This window comes from Rhizobium sp. CG5 (assembly GCF_023701945.1).
GTDB lineage: Bacteria > Pseudomonadota > Alphaproteobacteria > Rhizobiales > Rhizobiaceae > Allorhizobium.
Window position 1 is genome coordinate 109,267 of the sequence record NZ_JABAEF010000020.1, and the last position, 18,076, is coordinate 127,342.

The 18,076-nt window shown below is 59.8% G+C and carries 18 protein-coding genes and 1 pseudogene; 9 read left to right on the forward strand and 10 right to left on the reverse strand.

The genetic code is table 11. The features are described from left to right. Positions 1-64 precede the first annotated feature (64 nt). From HGO38_RS25515 to traR, 3 genes are all read left to right on the forward strand, one after another. Positions 65-1,258 (forward strand): Gfo/Idh/MocA family protein, encoded by a 1,194-nt coding sequence (locus tag HGO38_RS25515; RefSeq protein ID WP_250958631.1) that lies wholly within the window; start codon positions 65-67, stop codon positions 1,256-1,258. Positions 1,259-1,400: 142 nt separating this feature from the next. Then, positions 1,401-2,396: a LacI family DNA-binding transcriptional regulator gene (locus tag HGO38_RS25520; RefSeq protein ID WP_250958639.1), complete on the forward strand. Its 996-nt coding sequence runs from the start codon at positions 1,401-1,403 to the stop codon at positions 2,394-2,396. A 299-nt stretch (positions 2,397-2,695) separates the two neighbouring features. After that, positions 2,696-3,400, forward strand: coding sequence for an autoinducer-binding transcriptional regulator TraR (gene traR, locus HGO38_RS25525; protein ID WP_250958632.1), 705 nt, complete (start codon positions 2,696-2,698; stop codon positions 3,398-3,400). Between the two features lie 47 nt (positions 3,401-3,447). On the opposite strand, the gene HGO38_RS25530 is transcribed toward traR, so the two are convergent. From HGO38_RS25530 to traA, 5 genes are all read right to left on the reverse strand, one after another. Then, complete coding sequence (locus tag HGO38_RS25530; RefSeq protein WP_130773805.1) at positions 3,448-3,756, reverse strand: transcriptional repressor TraM; 309 nt, start codon at positions 3,754-3,756, stop codon at positions 3,448-3,450. A 418-nt stretch (positions 3,757-4,174) separates the two neighbouring features. Beyond that, entirely contained in the window at positions 4,175-4,804 is a 630-nt protein-coding gene (locus HGO38_RS25535; protein WP_110807900.1) for a TraH family protein, read from the reverse strand. Positions 4,805-4,817: 13 nt separating this feature from the next. Continuing rightward, the gene (locus HGO38_RS25540) at positions 4,818-5,987 is read right to left on the reverse strand and encodes a conjugal transfer protein TraB (protein WP_250958633.1); all 1,170 of its coding nucleotides are present in this window, start codon (positions 5,985-5,987) and stop codon (positions 4,818-4,820) included. Positions 5,988-6,003: 16 nt separating this feature from the next. Further along, a complete protein-coding gene (traF, locus tag HGO38_RS25545) occupies positions 6,004-6,531 on the reverse strand; it encodes a conjugative transfer signal peptidase TraF (RefSeq protein ID WP_250958634.1) in 528 nt (175 codons plus the stop codon). Further along, a complete protein-coding gene (traA, locus tag HGO38_RS25550; RefSeq protein WP_250958635.1) occupies positions 6,528-9,830 on the reverse strand; it encodes a Ti-type conjugative transfer relaxase TraA in 3,303 nt (1,100 codons plus the stop codon). Before traA ends, traF begins: the two co-directional genes overlap by 4 nt. 257 nt (positions 9,831-10,087) lie before the next feature. On the opposite strand from traA, the gene traC reads away from it, so the two are divergent. The 6 genes from traC to HGO38_RS25580 all read left to right on the forward strand — a co-directional run bounded on the left by traC (position 10,088) and on the right by HGO38_RS25580 (position 13,720). Next, positions 10,088-10,384: a conjugal transfer protein TraC gene (traC, locus tag HGO38_RS25555; protein ID WP_110807977.1), complete on the forward strand. Its 297-nt coding sequence runs from the start codon at positions 10,088-10,090 to the stop codon at positions 10,382-10,384. A 4-nt stretch (positions 10,385-10,388) separates the two neighbouring features. Beyond that, positions 10,389-10,604, forward strand: a complete 216-nt coding sequence (gene traD, locus HGO38_RS25560) for a type IV conjugative transfer system coupling protein TraD (RefSeq protein ID WP_168282662.1) — start codon at positions 10,389-10,391, stop codon at positions 10,602-10,604. Further along, on the forward strand, positions 10,591-12,561 hold the full coding sequence (traG, locus tag HGO38_RS25565; RefSeq protein WP_250958636.1) for a Ti-type conjugative transfer system protein TraG: 1,971 nt from the start codon (positions 10,591-10,593) through the stop codon (positions 12,559-12,561). Before traD ends, traG begins: the two co-directional genes overlap by 14 nt. Next, a complete protein-coding gene (locus HGO38_RS25570) occupies positions 12,558-12,998 on the forward strand; it encodes a thermonuclease family protein (RefSeq protein ID WP_250958637.1) in 441 nt (146 codons plus the stop codon). Before traG ends, HGO38_RS25570 begins: the two co-directional genes overlap by 4 nt. Before the next feature lie 93 nt (positions 12,999-13,091). Further along, on the forward strand, positions 13,092-13,358 hold the full coding sequence (locus tag HGO38_RS25575) for a WGR domain-containing protein (RefSeq protein ID WP_110807974.1): 267 nt from the start codon (positions 13,092-13,094) through the stop codon (positions 13,356-13,358). An 83-nt stretch (positions 13,359-13,441) separates the two neighbouring features. Next, a complete protein-coding gene (locus HGO38_RS25580; RefSeq protein ID WP_003518435.1) occupies positions 13,442-13,720 on the forward strand; it encodes an HU family DNA-binding protein in 279 nt (92 codons plus the stop codon). 45 nt (positions 13,721-13,765) lie between these two features. On the opposite strand, the gene HGO38_RS25585 is transcribed toward HGO38_RS25580, so the two are convergent. The 5 genes and pseudogenes from HGO38_RS25585 to HGO38_RS25605 form a co-directional block, all read right to left on the reverse strand. Beyond that, positions 13,766-14,077 (reverse strand): DUF736 domain-containing protein, encoded by a 312-nt coding sequence (locus HGO38_RS25585; protein ID WP_041699667.1) that lies wholly within the window; start codon positions 14,075-14,077, stop codon positions 13,766-13,768. A gap of 638 nt (positions 14,078-14,715) precedes the next feature. Continuing rightward, on the reverse strand, positions 14,716-15,300 hold the full coding sequence (locus HGO38_RS25590) for a pyridoxamine 5'-phosphate oxidase family protein (RefSeq protein WP_337737633.1): 585 nt from the start codon (positions 15,298-15,300) through the stop codon (positions 14,716-14,718). Between the two features lie 389 nt (positions 15,301-15,689). Beyond that, complete coding sequence (locus HGO38_RS25595; protein ID WP_113569064.1) at positions 15,690-16,274, reverse strand: hypothetical protein; 585 nt, start codon at positions 16,272-16,274, stop codon at positions 15,690-15,692. Between the two features lie 692 nt (positions 16,275-16,966). After that, positions 16,967-17,617, reverse strand: coding sequence for a DUF7007 domain-containing protein (locus HGO38_RS25600; RefSeq protein WP_110807970.1), 651 nt, complete (start codon positions 17,615-17,617; stop codon positions 16,967-16,969). 81 nt (positions 17,618-17,698) lie between these two features. Continuing rightward, a pseudogene (locus HGO38_RS25605) lies at positions 17,699-18,076 on the reverse strand (plasmid partitioning protein); the annotation flags it as partial.

Consider the following 18,076-nt stretch of genomic DNA (forward strand, 5'->3'; position numbering starts at 1 on the left):
TCCAGGAAAAGTGTGAAGCCGTTTTCCGTGTGGGAATGCGCTTAGAAAATGCCGAGGAGACATTATGGCTATTGAAGGAAAGACAACCGACAAGGCGAACACGCGGATTCGCCTGGGCATGGTCGGTGGTGGTTCAGGTGCATTTATCGGCGGCGTTCACCGCATGGCCGCACGGCTCGACAATCGCTTCGATCTCGTGGCCGGGGCCTTGTCCTCGACACCGGAAAAATCCCTCGCCTCCGGCCGCGAACTCGGGCTTGATCCAGAACGTTGCTATGGGTCATTCGAAGAAATGGCCGAGAAGGAAGCGCTTCGCGAGGATGGTATCAAGGCGGTGGCGATCGTTACGCCCAACCACGTGCATTATCCTGCGGCAAAAGCGTTTCTGGAACGCGGCATCCATGTCATCTGCGACAAGCCGCTGACCTCCAATCTGGAGGATGCCAAAAAACTGAAGGACGTGGCGGACAAGGCGGATGCGCTGTTCATCCTCACCCATAACTATACCGGTTATCCGATGGTGCGGCATGCGCGTGAACTGGTGGAAACCGGTGCGCTCGGGAACATCCGTCTGGTGCAGATGGAATACCCGCAGGATTGGCTGGCTGAGCCGTTGGAGCAGACCGGTGCGAAACAGGCCGTCTGGCGCACCGATCCGGCGCAATCCGGTGTCGGCGGCTCCACAGGGGATATCGGCACCCATGCCTATAATCTCGGCTGCTTCATTTCCCGTCTGGAAGCCGATGAACTGGCAGCGGATGTACATACCTTCGTGGAGAGTCGCCGTCTGGACGACAATGCGCATGTGATGCTGCGCTTCAAGCCAAAGGACGGCAAGCAGTCAGCCAAGGGCCTACTTTGGTGCAGCCAGGTGGCTGTCGGGCATGAAAACGGGCTGAAGGTCCGCGTTTACGGCGACAAGGCAGGCATCGAGTGGACGCAGGCTGATCCGAACTATCTCTGGTTCACGAAGCTTGGCGAGCCGAAACAGCTCATCACCCGCGGCGGTGCTGGCACCGGTGCTGCGGCCTCGCGCGTCACGCGCATTCCCTCGGGCCATCCGGAAGGATATCTCGAAGCCTTCGCGACCATCTATACCGAAGCGGCCCACGCCATCGAAGCCCGCCGCACCGGTTCGGAGCTCGACAAGGCGGTCACCTATCCGACCGTCGATGACGGTGTCAAAGGCGTCGCTTTTGTGGAAGCGTGTGTTGCCTCATCTGAAAGAAATGGAGTGTGGATCAAGATGAAGAATTAGGCCCGCGAAACAAAGTTTCCTTGTATTGGTATCGGTAACCGCAACCGCAACGGCGAACAGCGGCTAATTCTGAAAGGAAGGCCAGGTGTCACCACTTCTGGAGAGCGCACGAGCAAGAACTGCACGCACCTCTCGTCTCACAATGGTAGACATTGCCCGCCTTGCTGGCGTCGATGTGTCTACCGTTAGTCGTGCGCTTGCGGATTCATCGCGAGTGACGGACGAGACGAAAGAACGCATACGCAAGATCGTTGAAGAACATGGGTATGTGGTCAACCACGGCGCTCGTATGCTTCGCAACAAGATGGCTGGGCAGGTACTTGTACTACTGCCAAATATCGCGGCATCTTTCTTTCCAGAGGTGATCCTGGGTATCGAGGAAACGCTGCAAAACGAGCAAATCAGCGTGATCGTCGGGAGCACTCAACATGACAGAGCGAGAGAGGACGTCCTCGCACGCCAGATCCTTAATGGTGCTGCCGACGGCATTATTTTGCTGACCGGACGTATCCCCGAGGTTTTGCGATCTTACCCGGGGTTCGAAAAGAAGATAGTAGCCGTAGGCCGCGCACTGAAAGAAACTGAAATCCCATGTGTGAATATAGACAATAAGAGAGCGATCGAGACCGCCGTTAATCATCTCGTTGAACGAGGTTATTCAGATATAGCTCATCTTGGCGGTCCACATGGCAGCCCAACTTTCTCCGCTCGTATTGACGGTTATAAGGCCGCGATGGAGCAGGCGGGTCTTGCATCAAATATCAGGATCGCAGCAGGCGAGCGATTCAATATCGATGCTGGTCGAGATGCCATGGAGAGGCTGATGCGGGAAGGGAAGGTTCCCGCCGCCGTAGTCTGCGCAAGTGACGAAATGGCGATGGGTGCGATACGCTACGTTCGAAGCCAAGGTTTAAGTGTGCCAAGAGATATGGCGGTCGTTGGGTTCGACGACATCCCCTTCGCGGGGGTCTACGAACCACCACTTACCACTATCAGAACGCCACGACGGCAAATGGGCGAGCTTGGTGCGAAGATGCTGCTAAAAAACCTGAGGGCTCCGAGTTTTAAGTCGAAAAGCATTATCCTGAACCATGAACTGATCATCCGCGAAAGTTCTGGGGGAGAATTAGATCGTTAGCGCGCGCGATCTAGCTATCGGAAGCATATAGCAGCATTCCCCATCGCTCCCGCGATCAAGCTTACCAGATGCGTCGACGCAGACGAGAGATAGCAAGGCTCCTCCCAAGACGCCTTCTCTCGGCTAGCGGTGCGCTTATGGCAGGTCCCGACATTTACTCGGGACCTGCCATTTACGCCAACTGTTTGTGCCATAAGGTAGATTCTGCAATCTATGGTTGATTTTGAGGCGCATACAATAATAAACGTCGAGGGGCTCTCGTGATCTGTTCCACCTGACCACCAAAACGGAGTGAAAAAATGCAGCACTGGCTGGACAAGCTGACCGATCTTGCGGCGATACAAGGTGACGAAAGCATCCTGACGCAGGGCCTTTCCGACCTCACCCAACATTTTGGCTTCACCGGCTATGCCTATCTGCACCTCCAGCACAAGCACAGCATCGCAGTCACCAATTATCATCGCGAGTGGCGGTCGACGTATTTCGAGAAGAACTTCGATAAGCTCGATCCGGTCGTCAAACACGCGAAATCCAGGAAGCAAGTTTTTGCGTGGTCCGGAGAACAGGATCGCGCGAAGCAATCGAAGGAAGAGCGTGCTTTCTACGCGCATGCTGCCGATTTCGGTATCCGCTCCGGGGTAACCGTTCCGATCAAGACTGCCAACGGCTCGATGTCGATGTTCACTTTAGCGTCGGAAAGGCCAGCAATCGATCTTGATCGTGAGATAGACGCGGTCGCTGCCGCCGCGGCCGTCGGACAGCTCCATGCCCGCATCTCGTTCCTCCAAACCACTCCGACCGTGGAAGATGCCGCCTGGCTCGACCCGAAAGAGGCGACCTATCTCAGATGGATCGCTGTCGGCATGACGATGGAGGAGATTGCTGATGTGGAGGGCGTCAAATACAACAGCGTCCGTGTCAAGCTTCGCGAGGCGATGAAACGCTTCGATGTCCGTAGCAAGGCCCATCTCACCGCGCTCGCAATTCGCAGAAAGCTGATGTGATAGCGCCGGTGGCCGAGTTGCTCACCACGTGTGATCCTAAATCCGGGTCAGTTAACGGTCACCTTCGGGATGTAGCCGAGGATGCTGATCAGGGTACTCACTGCGCTCATCTGCGCATGCATCTCGATGCTGGCGTCAATGTAACGAAGATGCTGTGGGCCACCGGTCAATTCCCCTGACCTGTAGCTTTCCGGCAGTGCCTGGAACAGTTCGTCAGCCTTTTCGACTAACCGCCGGTGCGTTCGGATCGCGTCGACGGTAAGACTTTCCAAGTCGGCGGGAGGTAGTCCCCGCGTTAGCCCCACCACCGGCCGGAGCTCCACTCCCTTGGACAAGATCACATCTTCCGATTCCATGTTTCCAACCCTGGTTTTGTCTGCGGTCCGCCCCCGCTGACGTTGAACCCTATGAACCCTAGCCGGGGGTTAGAATCCGAGATGAATCGGCCCTGAGACCTTTAGCACCGAAGCGCCTGGACATGAGTCACAGGCCCCCGGCCATAAGGTCAGAGGATTCCTGGCGCCATTTCGGTCAGCGCCAACCTTTCATCCGCGGATTCTACGCCGCAACACAGCACGTACTGCGTCCCGGCCTTTATAAGAGTCATTTCAACGAGATGCCAGCGGGGATTAGTGTCGCGAACGTGCAAATCTTCACATTCAAGAAGCATCAGACGCCAGGAATTCCGTTCCGATCGATATTTTCGAGCGTAGTCCAAGCACTCTGAAATCGTTGCTGGGCAGTTGCTTTGGTTTGATCAACCGACGGTAACGCCTACTTTTGATGAGCACCGATGCCGGACAGGTCGATCCTGATCCCTGCTTTATTGGGATCGGATCCCGAAGCTTCGGCTGGCGTTTCGGACTTGGCTTCATCCTCCGGAAGGCCGGCTTCTGTGTCGGCGCCTTCGCGCCTGACCGGCCCCGGCTGGGCAAGCTTTACGTTACCTGGATCTTCCGCACGGAACACAGCCGTTCCTTCGAAGTATCCCGTCTGCCAGGCGATGATGGCGTCATCGAACACCTGCGGCAGAACATCTTTCTCGGTCGGATTGCCATACCACTTGGTGACGATACGGTAGACCTTGGCGAACAATGCAGTGCCCATGCGGATGTTCTCGCAAGCATCGACCAGGTCCGGCTTCAGCTGGCCCGCCTCCACGATGCCGAGCCCGGCGGGATATTGTGTGATCCCGACGCGAACGGTATTGCGACCGAGGTTGTCTCGGATAAGCGCCAACGACTCCTCGGCTGTCTTCGGCCTTGGCACAAGCACCACTCGGTTGCCGGAGCGGACTGTGACAGCGAGTGGGTCCGGTGCCCCTGCCCGTTCGATGAACTGTTCGACGATCGCCGGCTTCAGGCCGGGATCGCTGCATTCCTTGATGAGGGCGGCATCGACCATCGCGAACAATTCCTTATCTGTTGAAAGCTGTGACGACGGGCAGTCCGAACAGTTTTGCCCAGGCGACCACGCTCGCGTTCTGAATGGCGACGATCGAAGTTCCCGCGGTCCACCATCCGTTGCCCGGGGCAACGATTGCGGTGGGGGAATGCAGCATCGACTGCAGGACCGGCCAGAGGAGGAGCTGTTCGTAGCAGATCAGCGCGGCGAGCTTCTGGTCGTCGCTTTTCACAACTGGATTGCCAAAAAGGTTGGCGCGAGCTCCACCGCCCTGCCCGGTCCATGCCCCCCATGGCTGCCACATGGACACCGGGACCGGCATGCGTTCGCGATAGAGAATTCGTGCTTCGTCAGCCGAAATCGCAACCATGACATTGTCGTAGCCGCTCGGGTCGATGACGGCCGCGCCGGCGATCACAGTGAGCTCCGAGCCTTGCAAGCCTTGTTGCCAGAGCCTCGCGACGATCGGCGTCCAGAAGCCCAGTGCACTTTCGGGAAGAACGATGAAGCGGATTTTCTCCCCGGCAGCCCTTCGCACCGTTGCGATCAGGTCACGGTGATAGTCAAGCGAGCCGTCTCGTCCGAGACTCTGACCCTGTTCAAGGTCGACGCCCTTCCATCCCTCGGGTAGATTCGGTGATGTCCACGTAGCGGCGGACCAGAGCCAGACTCCTCCCAGGACGATGGCGGCAGCCGGCCAATATCGCGATGTCATCATCGCGAGGCCGGCTGTCATCGCGACCAGCCCCCACCATCCCCATCCCGGAAACAGCACACCTGTTGCGGTGAGCGGATTCGCCCAGCCGGTTATGCCGAGGGGCGGCAGTCCCATGAGCATCGCCGCCGACAGATAGCGTGGCGCCATTGCCATTCCCGTTCGACCTACTCCCGGAGACTTCCCTTCCGGTCGCGCCTTCCAGAGCGCCGCATGCACGCCGGCGAAGGAGAGCGAAGCGGCTGCCCAGAGCAGAAGCCCGGGCCAGAGATCGGCGGCATAGAAGTTGGCGACGCCCTGCGGCAGCCCACGCGACGCAGCGAGAAAATATCCCGCGGACACGAGCCCCGCCGTCAGCCGCGACGGCGACATCGCCCAGAGCGCCGGAAACAACACAGCGACCGGGAGGGCCAGGACATGACCGCTCCAGGCAGTCCAGCCGCAGGCACCGGACGCGGCGATGAGCAAGCAGGTTAGCTGCCAATTACGGTTCGAACGTGAGGACCGGCCGCGCCAGACCGAGAAGGCCCGTGTCGGGAACCGGTCCAAAATACCGACTATCATAGGAGCTCGCAAAAGATGAGTGAAGAAACAGATTTCTCAGTGGCACGATGCCGGTTTTAAACGCTGTGATCGGCCTGCCTTCTCCATCGCTTTGTCGGACGATCGACGAAGGAAGAGGCCTGCCGTCGACGATGACCGTCGCGCCAACTTCGATACGCTGTCCGGGAAGTGCCGCCACTGTCTTGATCAGCGGCGCAAAGCCACCGGGGCAGAGGCCACGCCTGACATAGCCGTGGCGCCGTGCCTCCTCGAATGACGCGGTCGCCGGGGGGCAGATGAACACGAGATCGCCAGTTTCGACCGGACGCTGCAGGGCCACGATACGCCAGAGCCCAAGCGGCTCGCTCGGTGTCAGGTTCAACCGAAAGCCGCCTATATAGGCGACTGCCGCCAGAGCGCCGATCGCCCCGCCCGTACTGGCCAGGAACAGGAGAAGCCGCCGCCTCATTGCTTCATCACCGGCGTCTGGCGCTGGGCGAGACGCAAATCTTCGGCCTGCCGAAGGGTCTGGACGGTGCGCTCGTGAGCGGCGAGCTGCTGGGACGCGCGCATGATCGGCCAAGCCTCTGTCAGACGCTCCTTCTGCTCGGACTGCATCCCTTCGGAGAGTTTGTCGAAGAGCTTTCCGGAGGGTTCGCGCGCGGCATTGGTCAGCATGGTACGCTCGCCGAAGCGTTCGGTGACGGCGTGGTTGAACCCGTCAATTTCCAGCTTGGTTTCCCGATTGCTCAGTGCGTATGCCATGGCCGCCGGCAGATCGTTGCGGTCGATCGCATCACGCACGCGCTCCAGCACCACATGTGCTGCCGACGACAATGCCGGGATGTCGATCGACACGCGCTGACGCAAGGCCTGTTCATCCGCCTGCAGCCGCTGCACGGCGGTCTCGCGCATCCTCAGATACTGCTCAAGATCGCGCTTCAGGGCCGGAACATTGAGGTCTGCAACGCGACGGTCCTCGCGCTCGGTCTTGCTGGCAAGAATGCCGGTCTTGCCTCTGAGCGGTCCGATCGACGCCGGGGCGGTCGTCAGCGTCTGAAGCGCCAATTTGGCCGTTTCCTTATCCACTAGCACCGCATCGAAGTTCATCGCCCGGAAGGCGGTCTCGGGATCGGCAAAGACGTAAGAAAAGCGGGTCGAGACCTCTTCCCATTGTTTCTTAAGGGCTGGATCGGTGTCGAGCTTGTTCTCTACCGTGTCGGCAACGGAACCGGGGAATGTCTTGATGCCTGCGACCATGGGCGCGGCCTCCTTCATTGTTTGGGTTTTTAAGGGGTGGTGCAGACCGAGACGCTCTACAAAGACGGCAAGGCGCTGCCCGAGATCGACCAATTTCGTCTTCTGGCGCAGCGTCCAGTCGAGCCGGTCGCGCACGAGCGTGCGGGCCACCTGGACGATGTTAAGGCCGCGACTTTCCGCAAACCGCAGCGCCTCGCGGTATAGCTTTCCGCGCTCGTAATCGAGCGTGGTCTCCTTGGCTTGTCTTCGGGAGAGTACCTTGGCCAGGCCGCCGTTAAAGGCGAAGGACCGGTGGCCGTAATAAAGCTGTAGATCCTCGCGATGGCGGGTCATTGCCACATAGGTCAGATGCCGGTCGAGGGAGAGGCTTGCCAAGACCTTCACGCGGTCGACGGTAGCGCCTTGCGATTTATGGATCGTCGTGGCGTAACCATGATCGAGATTGCGGTAGAAGCGTTGCTCGACGATGACCTGCCGGCGCTGATCACCCTCTCCGACGACAGCAACGATCCTGTTCGGTGCGGCCTCGATGACATGAGCGATCATGCCGTTCTTGACGCCGAGCGAGGTCTCGTTCTTCAGGAAGACGATCTGGTCGCCCACGTCGAATTGGCGAATACCGTCAGCCGTTTTGAAGACATGGCCCTCACCGACAATGCCGCGTTCAACGAGTTTTTCGCGGGCCATAATGTTCAGCATCCGAACGTCGCGGCGCAGATGCGCGAGGATCAGCGTTGTCTTCGTCTGATCGTAATCGTGGTTCCAGTCACCGATGAGCCGCTCGACCGCCTCGGCCTTGAGGCGCGTTCCCGTGATCCTGACATTGGCATCATAGGCGGTCAGCGCCTTTTCCACGTTGCCTCGCGCCAGATCGAGTGACGCCTTGCGCATCCAGTCCTCGCGCTGGCGATAGATTGTCTCGAGTTCGGCATAACCTATGCGGTCAACGATGGCGCGGAAGGCAGCGCCCGCCTCGATCGGCTGGAGCTGTTCGGGATCGCCGACCAGAACGATCTTGGCACCTGCCCTGACGACGGCATCGACAAAGCCGGCCATCTGCTTCGAGGCGACCATGCCCGCTTCGTCCATGACGAAGACTGTCTTGTCATTGAAAGCGTCACGACCACGGTTCCAGCGCAGCTCCCACGACGCGAGCGTGCGGCTCTGGATCCCGGCCTCCTTTTCCAGACCCTCCGCCGCCTTGCCGGCGAGCGCTCCGCCGACCACACGATATCCGGCCAGTTCCCACGCCTCGCGGGCAGCTTTCATCATCGTGGTCTTGCCGGCGCCGGCACGTCCAACCACGGCCGCGATCCGGGCGGGACCGGCGATCCGCTCGATCGCGGTTTTCTGCTCCTGCGACAACCGCTGATGCCGCCGGAACGTTGCGTCCAGAGCAGCTTCAAAGACAGCATGACCGTCCCGGTTCGACAGCCACAAAGCCTGTCGCACCATCGTCGCTTCCAGCCGGATCATCGCCCGGGTCGAATAACGGGCCGGCAACTTTTCTCCGGTCGCGAACTCGATCGTGTCACGCTGTAAACGCAAGACTTCCGGATTCAGGATGATGCGTAACATCAGTTGCTGGAAGACAGTCGGGTCATCGACATAACGATGCAGAACCTTGGCGACATCGCGCTCATCGAAGACGCTCTTCTCGCGGGTGATAAGATCAACCACGATGCCCGGATTGCGAAGAATACGGCGGGCATTCTCGCTCCGCCGCTGTTCGTTCAATTCGATGCGCTCAAGCTCTGGCCGGATGCCCTGCTCCTGCGCCTTGCGCTCGATCGCCTTGGCGCCAACGCCGAGATGGATAGTCGGTTCGAGGTCGATACCCTGCTTCTCGTAGGAACGGCCGTCGATACGGAGATCGATGCCGCCGAGGGACAGATAGTGGTTCAGCCGCTCGAACCATCCATCGCGTAAGGAATTGAAGTCATCGGTCGAACCCGCCCAGAGCTGATAGAGGATTTTCCCGGACTTCGTGCGGACGGGTTGGTCATCCTTGCCGGTCACCGCGACCTTCTTCGATCCGAACCCCTCCTCGGTCAGCGGGCGCAATGTGGTCATCAGGTGGATATGCGGGTTGCCTGGATTGTCATGGTAAACCCAGTCGGCCACCATGCCCTTGGCGAGGATATGCTTTTCCACAAAGTCCCTGACCAGGGCGATGTTTTGCTCGGGCGTGAGTTCCAGGGGCAACGCAATCGTCAGGTCGCGGGCAAGCTGCGCATCGGAGCGCTTTTCGAAAGCCTCGACCTTGTTCCAGAAGGCTTCGACCGCTCCCGATACCGAGCGATCGGCGATCAGCGCCCGCATCCATTTCGGAGCATCTGCAGGGATTACAAACTCCTCATGAAGCAGCCCCTGTTTGCGGGTGTAATCGATGGTCCGAGCCTCGCGCTCATATTCCATCTTCGCGCAGTGCCGGTAGGCCGCAGACAGCACGGCACTGCGGCCGCCGCCGCGGCTGACGATGCTGGCTGAGAAATGGGCGATGGCCACGGCGTAAAACACTCCCGGTTCGAACCTCGTTCGTCGGGAGCGGCAACCCTACGACGGCCCCGCCAGGGCCGCGGGCAAGCACGTCGCATCAGCGACGTATAATTGCGCCCTTGGATCCGCTCCTTCGGAACGGCGGGATCATCCTCCAAAGTGTCGGCTTTGCCGACGTGCAGATCTGCACATTCCTTCGGAAGTGCTTTTGAGGAAATCTTGCAACGGAACAGAGCCGCCAAGATTTCCAAGGAGATGCGACCGGAATGAAGAAACCATCATCGAAGATCAGGGAAGAAATCGCCAGATTGCAGGATCAGCTAAGACAGGCCGAAACACGCGAGGCCGAGCGCATCGGCCGGATCGCACTGAAGGCCGGCCTCGGTGAGATCGAGATCGAGGAAACCGAGCTACAGGCTGCGTTCGAAGAAATCACTGGACGGTTTCGCGGAGGCAAGGCGGCTTCGACCGGAAAGAAAAATGCCGGTGGCGGCAGGACTGCAGGCGAGACGGTCACGACGATCGAAACTGGCGCGCCTGCGGGCAGGCCTGGTGAGGCTTGAACGCATGGCCCGCACGATGACGGCTGACGCACGCAAGAAAGACACCCGCGAAAAAATCGAGCTCGGTGGCCTCATCGTCAAGGCAGGACTGCGCTACGAGAAGCGGGCACTACTGCTGGGCCTGCTGATCGATGCCAGTCGTCGACTCAAGGGCAACGATGCGGAGCAATCGCGCCTCACGGCGATAGGCGCGGAGGCGTTCGCTCATGACGGCGAGTAAAGTGTTACTCGCCGTCATCCCGGCCACGACGATGATCGTCGTCGTGGTGTTCATGCCGGGGATCGAACACTGGCTAGCCGCGCTCGGTAAGACCGCGCAGGCGAAGCTGATGCTCGGGCGGATCGGCATCGCGCTGCCCTATGCCACCGCGGCAGCAATCGGCACGATCTTTCTGTTCGCGGCAAATGGCGCGATGGGTATCAAGGCTGCAGGATGGGGCGTCGTCAGCGGAAATGGAGTGGCAATCCTCATCGCGGTGATACGTGAAGGGGTCCGCCTTGCCGGGATAAGCGGTGACGTTCCAGCAGGACAGTCCGTTCTCGGATATGCGGACCCCGCAACGATGCTTGGCGCATCGACAATTTTCCTCGCCGGCGTCTTCGCACTGCGCGTCGCGATGAAGGGTAACGCAGCTTTTGCCAAGGCCGCGCCACGGCGGATCGGGGGAAAGCGAGCGGTGCATGGCGAGGCCGACTGGATGAAGGTGCAGGAGGCTGCGAAACTTTTTCCCGATCCTGGCGGCATCGTCGTCGGCGAACGGTATCGCGTCGATCGCGACAGCGTTGCGGCTGTGTCGTTCCGCGCCGATGATCCGTCGACCTGGGGCGCGGGAGGCAAGAGCCCGCTCCTATGCTTCGACGGCTCGTTCGGCTCCTCGCATGGCATCGTCTTCGCCGGATCCGGTGGCTTCAAGACGACGTCGGTAACGGTCCCGACTGCGCTCAAGTGGGGCGGCGGCCTCGTCGTCCTCGATCCGTCGAGCGAGGTCGCGCCGATGGTATCAGAGCATAGACGCAAGGCTGGCCGCAACGTGATCATTCTCGATCCCACGACATCGGCCACCGGCTTCAATGCGCTCGACTGGATCGGTCGACATGGCAGTACGAAGGAAGAGGACATCGTCGCCGTCGCGACCTGGATCATGACCGACAATCCCCGCTCGGCCTCTGCGCGCGACGACTTCTTTCGGGCATCGGCGATGCAGCTTCTGACGGCCCTGATTGCCGACGTCTGCCTGTCCGGTCACACGGACGAGGAGGACCAGACGCTGCGCCGTGTGCGTAAGAACCTTTCGGAGCCTGAACCACAGCTACGCGCGCGCCTGACAAAAATCTACGAACAGTCGGAGTCGGATTTCGTGAAGGAGAACGTCTCGGTCTTCGTCAACATGACACCCGAGACCTTTTCTGGCGTGTACGCCAATGCGGTGAAAGAAACCCACTGGCTGTCCTATCCGAACTATGCCGCGCTCGTCTCAGGCGACAGTTTCTCGACCGACGATCTTGCCGATGGCGGGACAGACATCTTCATTGCGCTCGATCTGAAGGTACTGGAAGCCCATCCGGGATTGGCCCGTGTGGTTATCGGATCGCTGCTCAATGCCATCTACAATCGAAACGGCGATGTGAAAGGTCGCGCTCTCTTCCTGCTCGACGAAGTCGCCAGGCTCGGCTATCTGCGCATCTTGGAGACCGCCCGCGACGCTGGACGTAAATACGGCATCACGCTGACGATGATCTTCCAGTCCATCGGCCAGATGCGCGAGGCCTACGGCGGCCGGGACGCGACGAGCAAATGGTTCGAATCCGCATCGTGGATCTCGTTTGCCGCGATCAACGACCCTGATACTGCCGACTATATCTCGAAACGCTGCGGCGATACGACGGTCGAGGTCGACCAGACAAACCGCTCTTCAGGAATGAAGGGATCGTCGCGCTCACGCTCCCGGCAGCTCAGCCGCCGGCCGCTGATCCTGCCGCATGAAGTGCTGCGCATGCGCAGCGACGAGCAGATCGTGTTCACATCAGGCAATCCACCGCTCAGATGTGGACGCGCGATTTGGTTCAGACGTAAGGACATGAGCGCGTCCGTCGGAGAAAACCGTTTTCACAAGCCAATCACAGAAGGGGTGAAGAGCTATAAGGCCGCTCCGACGAAAGACACAGAGGCGACATGACATTGAGACTTTTTACGGCAATTGCCAGCCTATCCCCCTTAGCCATTGGCGTCCTCGCATCTGTTGCCTCAGCGCCGCCGAGCAGCGCGAGCGAACCCTTCTCAATCTGCGGAAGCGGGCAACGTATCACCTGCGTGGTGGATGGTGATACGTTCTGGTTTAGAGGTGAGAAGATCAGGATCGCCGACATCGACACGCCGGAGCTCAGCCCGCCAAGATGCGAACGCGAACGCGAGCGCGGACTTGCGGCGAAACAGCGTCTGCTCGACATTCTCAATTCCGGTCCGCTCTCGTTCAAGGCGGCTGCAAGAGATGAAGATCGCTTCGGTCGCAAGCTCAGGATCGTCTACCGCGAGCGACGATCGGTCGGCGATATTCTCGTCGCAGAAGGCTTGGCTCGGAAGTGGGAAGGATCACGACGGAGTTGGTGCCGATGAAACGATGCACGGATCAACGTTGTGAATCGATAATACCGATCCGATTCAAAACTCTCATTGGACGGCCGAATCCAAACGCGCAATTCTTCTGTTATGATCACGCAGCCCTACCACCTCTATGTCGAGCGTATCGCGCCGGAAAAAAACATGGCGCGGTTCTACGCCCTTGCTGTCCAGCCGACATTGTTTGGCGAGGTGTCGCTTGTGCGCGCCTGGGGTCGGATTGGAACGCGCGGACAGCAGATGGTGCATCTCTTCGACAATGAGAGCCAGGCCATCAACCTGTTCCTCGACGTCCTTCGCGAAAAGCGCAAACGAGGCTATCGCCCGAAACGACCTGTGGACATCAAGCGGATCTAATCCTCATCCCGATCGTCACCGATGACAATCCAGTCAGAAGCTGACACGGATTTTATCTTTGACAAAAAGATGCGAGGAATTCCATGACCACCACCAATGAAATCGCCGACAAGATTGCAGCCGATAACGGCCTGACGAAGGTTCAGGCCAAGGGCATCGTAGAATCCGTGTTTCAGGCCATCGCCGATGCCGCAGGATCTGACGCCGAAACCTCGATTCCCGGCTTCGGAAAATTCAAGGTGAAGGCATCGCCTGAGCGCGAGGGTCGCAATCCTGCGACCGGAGAAAAGATGACGGTTGCGGCTTCGAAGAAGCTGACCTTCGCGCCTGCCAAGGCGCTCAAGGATGCACTGAACAAGTGATCCCTGACGTGGAGAGCCCCGCCTTGGCGGGCGGGGCATCCAATCTCAGTCCCGGTTCGACCGGGACCAGATGAGGGAGAGTCCTTCCTCGCCTTCGACCTCGATCAGCGTTGCGTAGATCGGAGCCGGGAAGCTCGGGTCGTCGAGCTTGACCGAGAGGTAGTCGCGACCTTCGTTCGAGGTCTTCTTCCAGGCTGCGCCGAATTCTACCGTAGCCCCGGCGAGGATGCGGTAGTCCGGGCCCTTTTCGGAAGTGCGCTCGACGGCGCGGATGGTTGCCTTGACGTTGAGGTTGAGGGTCTTGATGGTGCCGGAGAAGCCGTTGCCGGAAGCGGTGAAAGAGCCGATGGTTGCCATTGTCGTAATCCTTTTCGGTTGTTCGGGCCGCGTCCATCGCGGCCTCGATGGCAGTCGATAGGACCGGGGACGATCGGCCTGCATCCAACGGACCGAAACGGAGTGGAGGACGGCCAGGGAGAGGCTTTCTTGTCTCGCGAGGAATGGGCGCTTCAGCGCACAGGGGAAGAAAACGAGCCGGCCGTTGCGGATGCCGATCGAGCCGAGCATCGCGAGGTGGTCTTTGGTCAGACATGCCCCATCGAGACCGCAGTGGACGTGCCAGTGGACGGATCAAGGATTACGGCAAATGGCATCATTCTGGTGGTGACCAATGGGAACGGGTGCATAGCGCCAACAGCCCGGATCGAATGGTCGGAGCCAACGACTGCATGTGGGAGGCTGCCGGGAATGGAGCATTGTAGCCCCTCGCTTAGCGGGTCGCGGCGCCAGGCCTTGATGATCGACATTATTGGGAACCGCTCTACCTTATCGTCGGCAGATCCATGCGGGTTCTCAGCGTCGTTCAAGCGGCCACGTGTCGTGTCGGCGCTGACACCCAGCGGGCAACCTACGCCGACCACGGACGCGGCGGTTACCGCCTCCAAAGTTGATTTACTGTCCATAAGCTGGGTTTTGGCGCGAGGCCAGTGCTTCCGCTAGCCGGGCGTTTCGAAAAGGCCGGTCGGAAAGCCGTCTAGGCTGACCTGGTTTTTTTCCCGCCAGTAGTCGTCGATCCCGTCGACGCCTTTGGCCTTGGCCCAGGCGTCCATCTGCGGGCGCTCTTCCTGGTATTCGAACAACGGCACGCCGTAGCCGCAGGATGTCTGAACCAGATCGAAGTCGAGCCTTATCATCTGCCGCGCGCCGAGCGGCGCGTTGCCGTCGAACCGCTCGTCCAGCAGGCTGGCAAACTCGTCACTGTCGCGATGGATGACGCGCCCCTTGCCGAAAAGCCGCATGATTAGCGGCGGCCCGGAAACCGCACAGAACATGATGGTGAGGCGGTCGTTTATCCCCAGATGGGCAGCGGTCTCGTTGCCGCTACCGGTGCGGTCGAGATACATCGCGGCGTTGTCGCCAAGGATACGAAACATGTCCGTGCTGCGCGGAGACATGTTGACATGACCGGTCGGCGCTGCCGATGCGGTGAAGAACATGTGCTGTGCCACGATGAAGCGATGGTGTTGCGGTTCGAGAGTCGGGAAGAATTTGGCCATGCCCGAGAATATGGCTGGCTTCATTCGCTGCCAAGACCGGAATTGCGAAAAGTTGATGACACGGGCGGCCTTGCTTTCAAGTGAACCCTGCATTTTGACAGTGTTAACTGACACACGTCACCTGAGGAGCGCCAGCACTTTGAAAAGCGCCTGAACAGTCACCTGATTGCCCAACGCATAGCTGCACTGCACAAAAATTAGGTGCAGTGTGTTGAAAATTCGGGCACAAAGACTTCAGCTGATGCACATGGCGGCTCTCCCAGTTCCGCCGCAGCAGCTGTTCCCCTCTGGAGGTCTATGACCTTCACACTTTATGGGCCGCGGTTTTCCGTCGGCCCTTTTTTCTTTTCCTAACCGGGTCGCAACAGCGCTCGGACGCCGGAGGAAGGCGGGGCCGGAGCCCCGCGATCGTCCTATTCGAATGCCGCCATCTGGACAGTTGCGGCTTTTTGATCGACCGAGTTCGCGGGCTGTTCGATCGTGCGCTCGTAAGGCTTCCAGGTTTCGCCTGTGATGTCCTCGTAAGCCGAGACGGCACCTTCGGCTGCCATGCGAAGCACGTGGGCCTGTAGGCCCATGTCGGCTGCGAACTCGCGCTTGCGCTGGGCGCGGCTGTCGAAACCGACAGGCCCGTCGAGGTCCTCGTCTCTGGTATCGTTAGAGAGCTTCGTGGTGAGATCGCGGGCTTCTGTGACCGCGCGGGAGTAGAACTGCCCGGCGCCGTAGGCGGAGCCGACGAAGGATCCGACGATGCGCTGCATGTGGATCTGCATGGCCTTCTCGGCAAGGCCCTCCTTCAGGGCATCGGCGCTTTCGATCAACTGGCCGCGGTGGAGGTCGCGGATCCCGTCGCTGTCGATGAGGGCAAGGCCGAAGCTTTCGGAGATGCGCAGCGCCTGCGTCGCGTCGGGGCAGGCGTGCCTGACCATTTCGAGGGTGGTGGCGCGCTGGGATTTTACGGAGCGGTTCTTTTGGGTGGAGCGGTTGAGCGGTGCCATGATCGGATCCTTTAAGAGCGATGTTTCAGCGAAGCCCGGGGTGCCGGTTGTCGTCCGGCTCAGCCCCTCGGGTGCGGGCAAAAGGACATGGGCGTCAGCGGCCCGGCCCAAGGTCAGGGCATTGCCAGGAGGAGCGAGGATGGTTTGCGGCTGGTGCTGCCCGCCTTTAAGCGGGCTGCGACAGACGCGGGCCTGCCTTGCGACGCGGCGATGATCCTGCCGCAACGCGGCGTGGCACACGGCCTTTGACCGGGACGCGCCCATGTCAGACCGCAGCAAAACCGAGGTGCTGTGCCGGCCGACAATCTGGCCCACGACAGCATGATGCAATCGCCATCGCCGATCCGACCGTGGCAACGCCGCTTCACCCACGGAGGCCACTGACAAATCCCGGTCCCATCACAGTCAGTGCCAGGATGGTTGCCCCGTGCCATTTCTTCCGCGCTTCGATCAACGCTTTATCGCACCCTCACGTTGGCCGGGCTTTCCGCTCTCACCCGGCTCCGCTGATATGCGTGCAGTAGCAGATGGTGGGCCATGCCGTGCCTTGCATTTCCACCGCGCCTTCGTTTGTCGTGTCAGCTCCGCCCGCCGGGAGCGAGAATCCCGCTGCCGTGCCCAGATCCTGCGATAGAGCTCGGTGAAATCGATCACCTGATTTCGAGGTGGGTCGCTGTCTGTGAACGCAGCAATCATTGCCTTGCCGCCCAGGTCACGAAGCTGGACGGACCGTCATATGGCTGGTGCTTCAGTGGATCGATGACGAAGCCATGCCGGCCGATCGAGTAGTCGGAACGTGGAACCAGGAACCGTCGTTCGCCGACCTCGCCACGGATCCCGCCCAGCGTCGCGATGCACTCGACAAAGCCAGGCTGTTGATCGGAATTGAGGGCAGCGATGACGACCCAGTCGTTGCGGTGGACACTCTCGAATTCCTGCCGGTCCCGCATGTGAGACTGACCGCCGTTCAATATTGCGCCCGTGACGCGCTCGTAGGCATCAGGGAAATAGTCGCGAAGTGTGCGATCAGCCAACCGACGTTCATAGGTCGTGAATAAATGCGGGAAAGCATGGACAACCTTCGCCCATTCACAATCCTCTTCGTAAAATTCGGTGTCATCACGATAGAGGGCATGGACGATGGCATTGGCATTCTCGGCGAGATGGAAACCACCATGGCTGGCGGTCGAATGCAGAACGATACCGTCGGCGAATTGCCGCGAGATCTGCGCCATGCCCCATGGCGTCGATGCTCCGGCCCGTATCGTCGGCCGGTCCAATGTCCGTAGTTCAGTCTCATGGGCCGCTTTTTCCGTGGCCATGTCATCATGGATCTCTGCCATGACAAACTCCTTCTGATTGCTCGAAACAGAAACGCCGCCAGCGTGAGCCAGCGGCGTTGGTTCAGATCCTGATGCCTGGTGCTATTCGGCAGCCTCGCGGAAACCTTCGTCCGCCTCTTCCTCGGCCGCAGAATGGTCCACAATGTCACCACCAGAGAGCTGATCTTCGAGCGTATCGGGAACGTCGTCAGCATCCTCCAATCCGCTGTCGACGCTGGCGTAGCGTCCGACCCACGATCGCACCTCCTCAGCGGATGGCGCGAGCAACGCATCCGGATACACCAGCCGTCCGTCGGCAAAATGCTCAACCAAAGCCGTGCGGGTATCCTTCACCTTGATCCGACCGGGCACGCCCGCCGTTTCCGCCGCAGCTTCCAGCGCAGTGCGCGACAGGCATGAGAGGAATTCCTCTGTGCCCATATTGGGCAGGAACTCGTCAGCACCGACAGCGTCGCCGGC

Excerpts from the sequence above, each read along its gene's own strand:
- HGO38_RS25585 (WP_041699667.1), bottom strand. The coding sequence starts at position 14,077 with ATGGCAACCATCGGCTCTTTCACCGCTTCCGGCAACGGCTTCTCCGGC.
- HGO38_RS25515 (WP_250958631.1), top strand. The coding sequence starts at position 65 with ATGGCTATTGAAGGAAAGACAACCGACAAGGCGAACACGCGGATTCGC.
- HGO38_RS25535 (WP_110807900.1), bottom strand. The coding sequence starts at position 4,804 with ATGGTCGATGCCGCCCTCATCAAGGAATGCAGCGATCCCGGCCTGAAG.
- HGO38_RS25570 (WP_250958637.1), top strand. The coding sequence starts at position 12,558 with ATGACATTGAGACTTTTTACGGCAATTGCCAGCCTATCCCCCTTAGCC.
- traR (WP_250958632.1), top strand. The coding sequence starts at position 2,696 with ATGCAGCACTGGCTGGACAAGCTGACCGATCTTGCGGCGATACAAGGT.
- traF (WP_250958634.1), bottom strand. The coding sequence starts at position 6,531 with ATGAGGCGGCGGCTTCTCCTGTTCCTGGCCAGTACGGGCGGGGCGATC.
- HGO38_RS25575 (WP_110807974.1), top strand. The coding sequence starts at position 13,092 with ATGATCACGCAGCCCTACCACCTCTATGTCGAGCGTATCGCGCCGGAA.
- HGO38_RS25530 (WP_130773805.1), bottom strand. The coding sequence starts at position 3,756 with ATGGAATCGGAAGATGTGATCTTGTCCAAGGGAGTGGAGCTCCGGCCG.
- HGO38_RS25520 (WP_250958639.1), top strand. The coding sequence starts at position 1,401 with ATGGTAGACATTGCCCGCCTTGCTGGCGTCGATGTGTCTACCGTTAGT.
- HGO38_RS25580 (WP_003518435.1), top strand. The coding sequence starts at position 13,442 with ATGACCACCACCAATGAAATCGCCGACAAGATTGCAGCCGATAACGGC.
- traC (WP_110807977.1), top strand. The coding sequence starts at position 10,088 with ATGAAGAAACCATCATCGAAGATCAGGGAAGAAATCGCCAGATTGCAG.
- HGO38_RS25600 (WP_110807970.1), bottom strand. The coding sequence starts at position 17,617 with ATGGCAGAGATCCATGATGACATGGCCACGGAAAAAGCGGCCCATGAG.
- HGO38_RS25595 (WP_113569064.1), bottom strand. The coding sequence starts at position 16,274 with ATGGCACCGCTCAACCGCTCCACCCAAAAGAACCGCTCCGTAAAATCC.
- traD (WP_168282662.1), top strand. The coding sequence starts at position 10,389 with ATGGCCCGCACGATGACGGCTGACGCACGCAAGAAAGACACCCGCGAA.
- HGO38_RS25590 (WP_337737633.1), bottom strand. The coding sequence starts at position 15,300 with ATGAAGCCAGCCATATTCTCGGGCATGGCCAAATTCTTCCCGACTCTC.
- traG (WP_250958636.1), top strand. The coding sequence starts at position 10,591 with ATGACGGCGAGTAAAGTGTTACTCGCCGTCATCCCGGCCACGACGATG.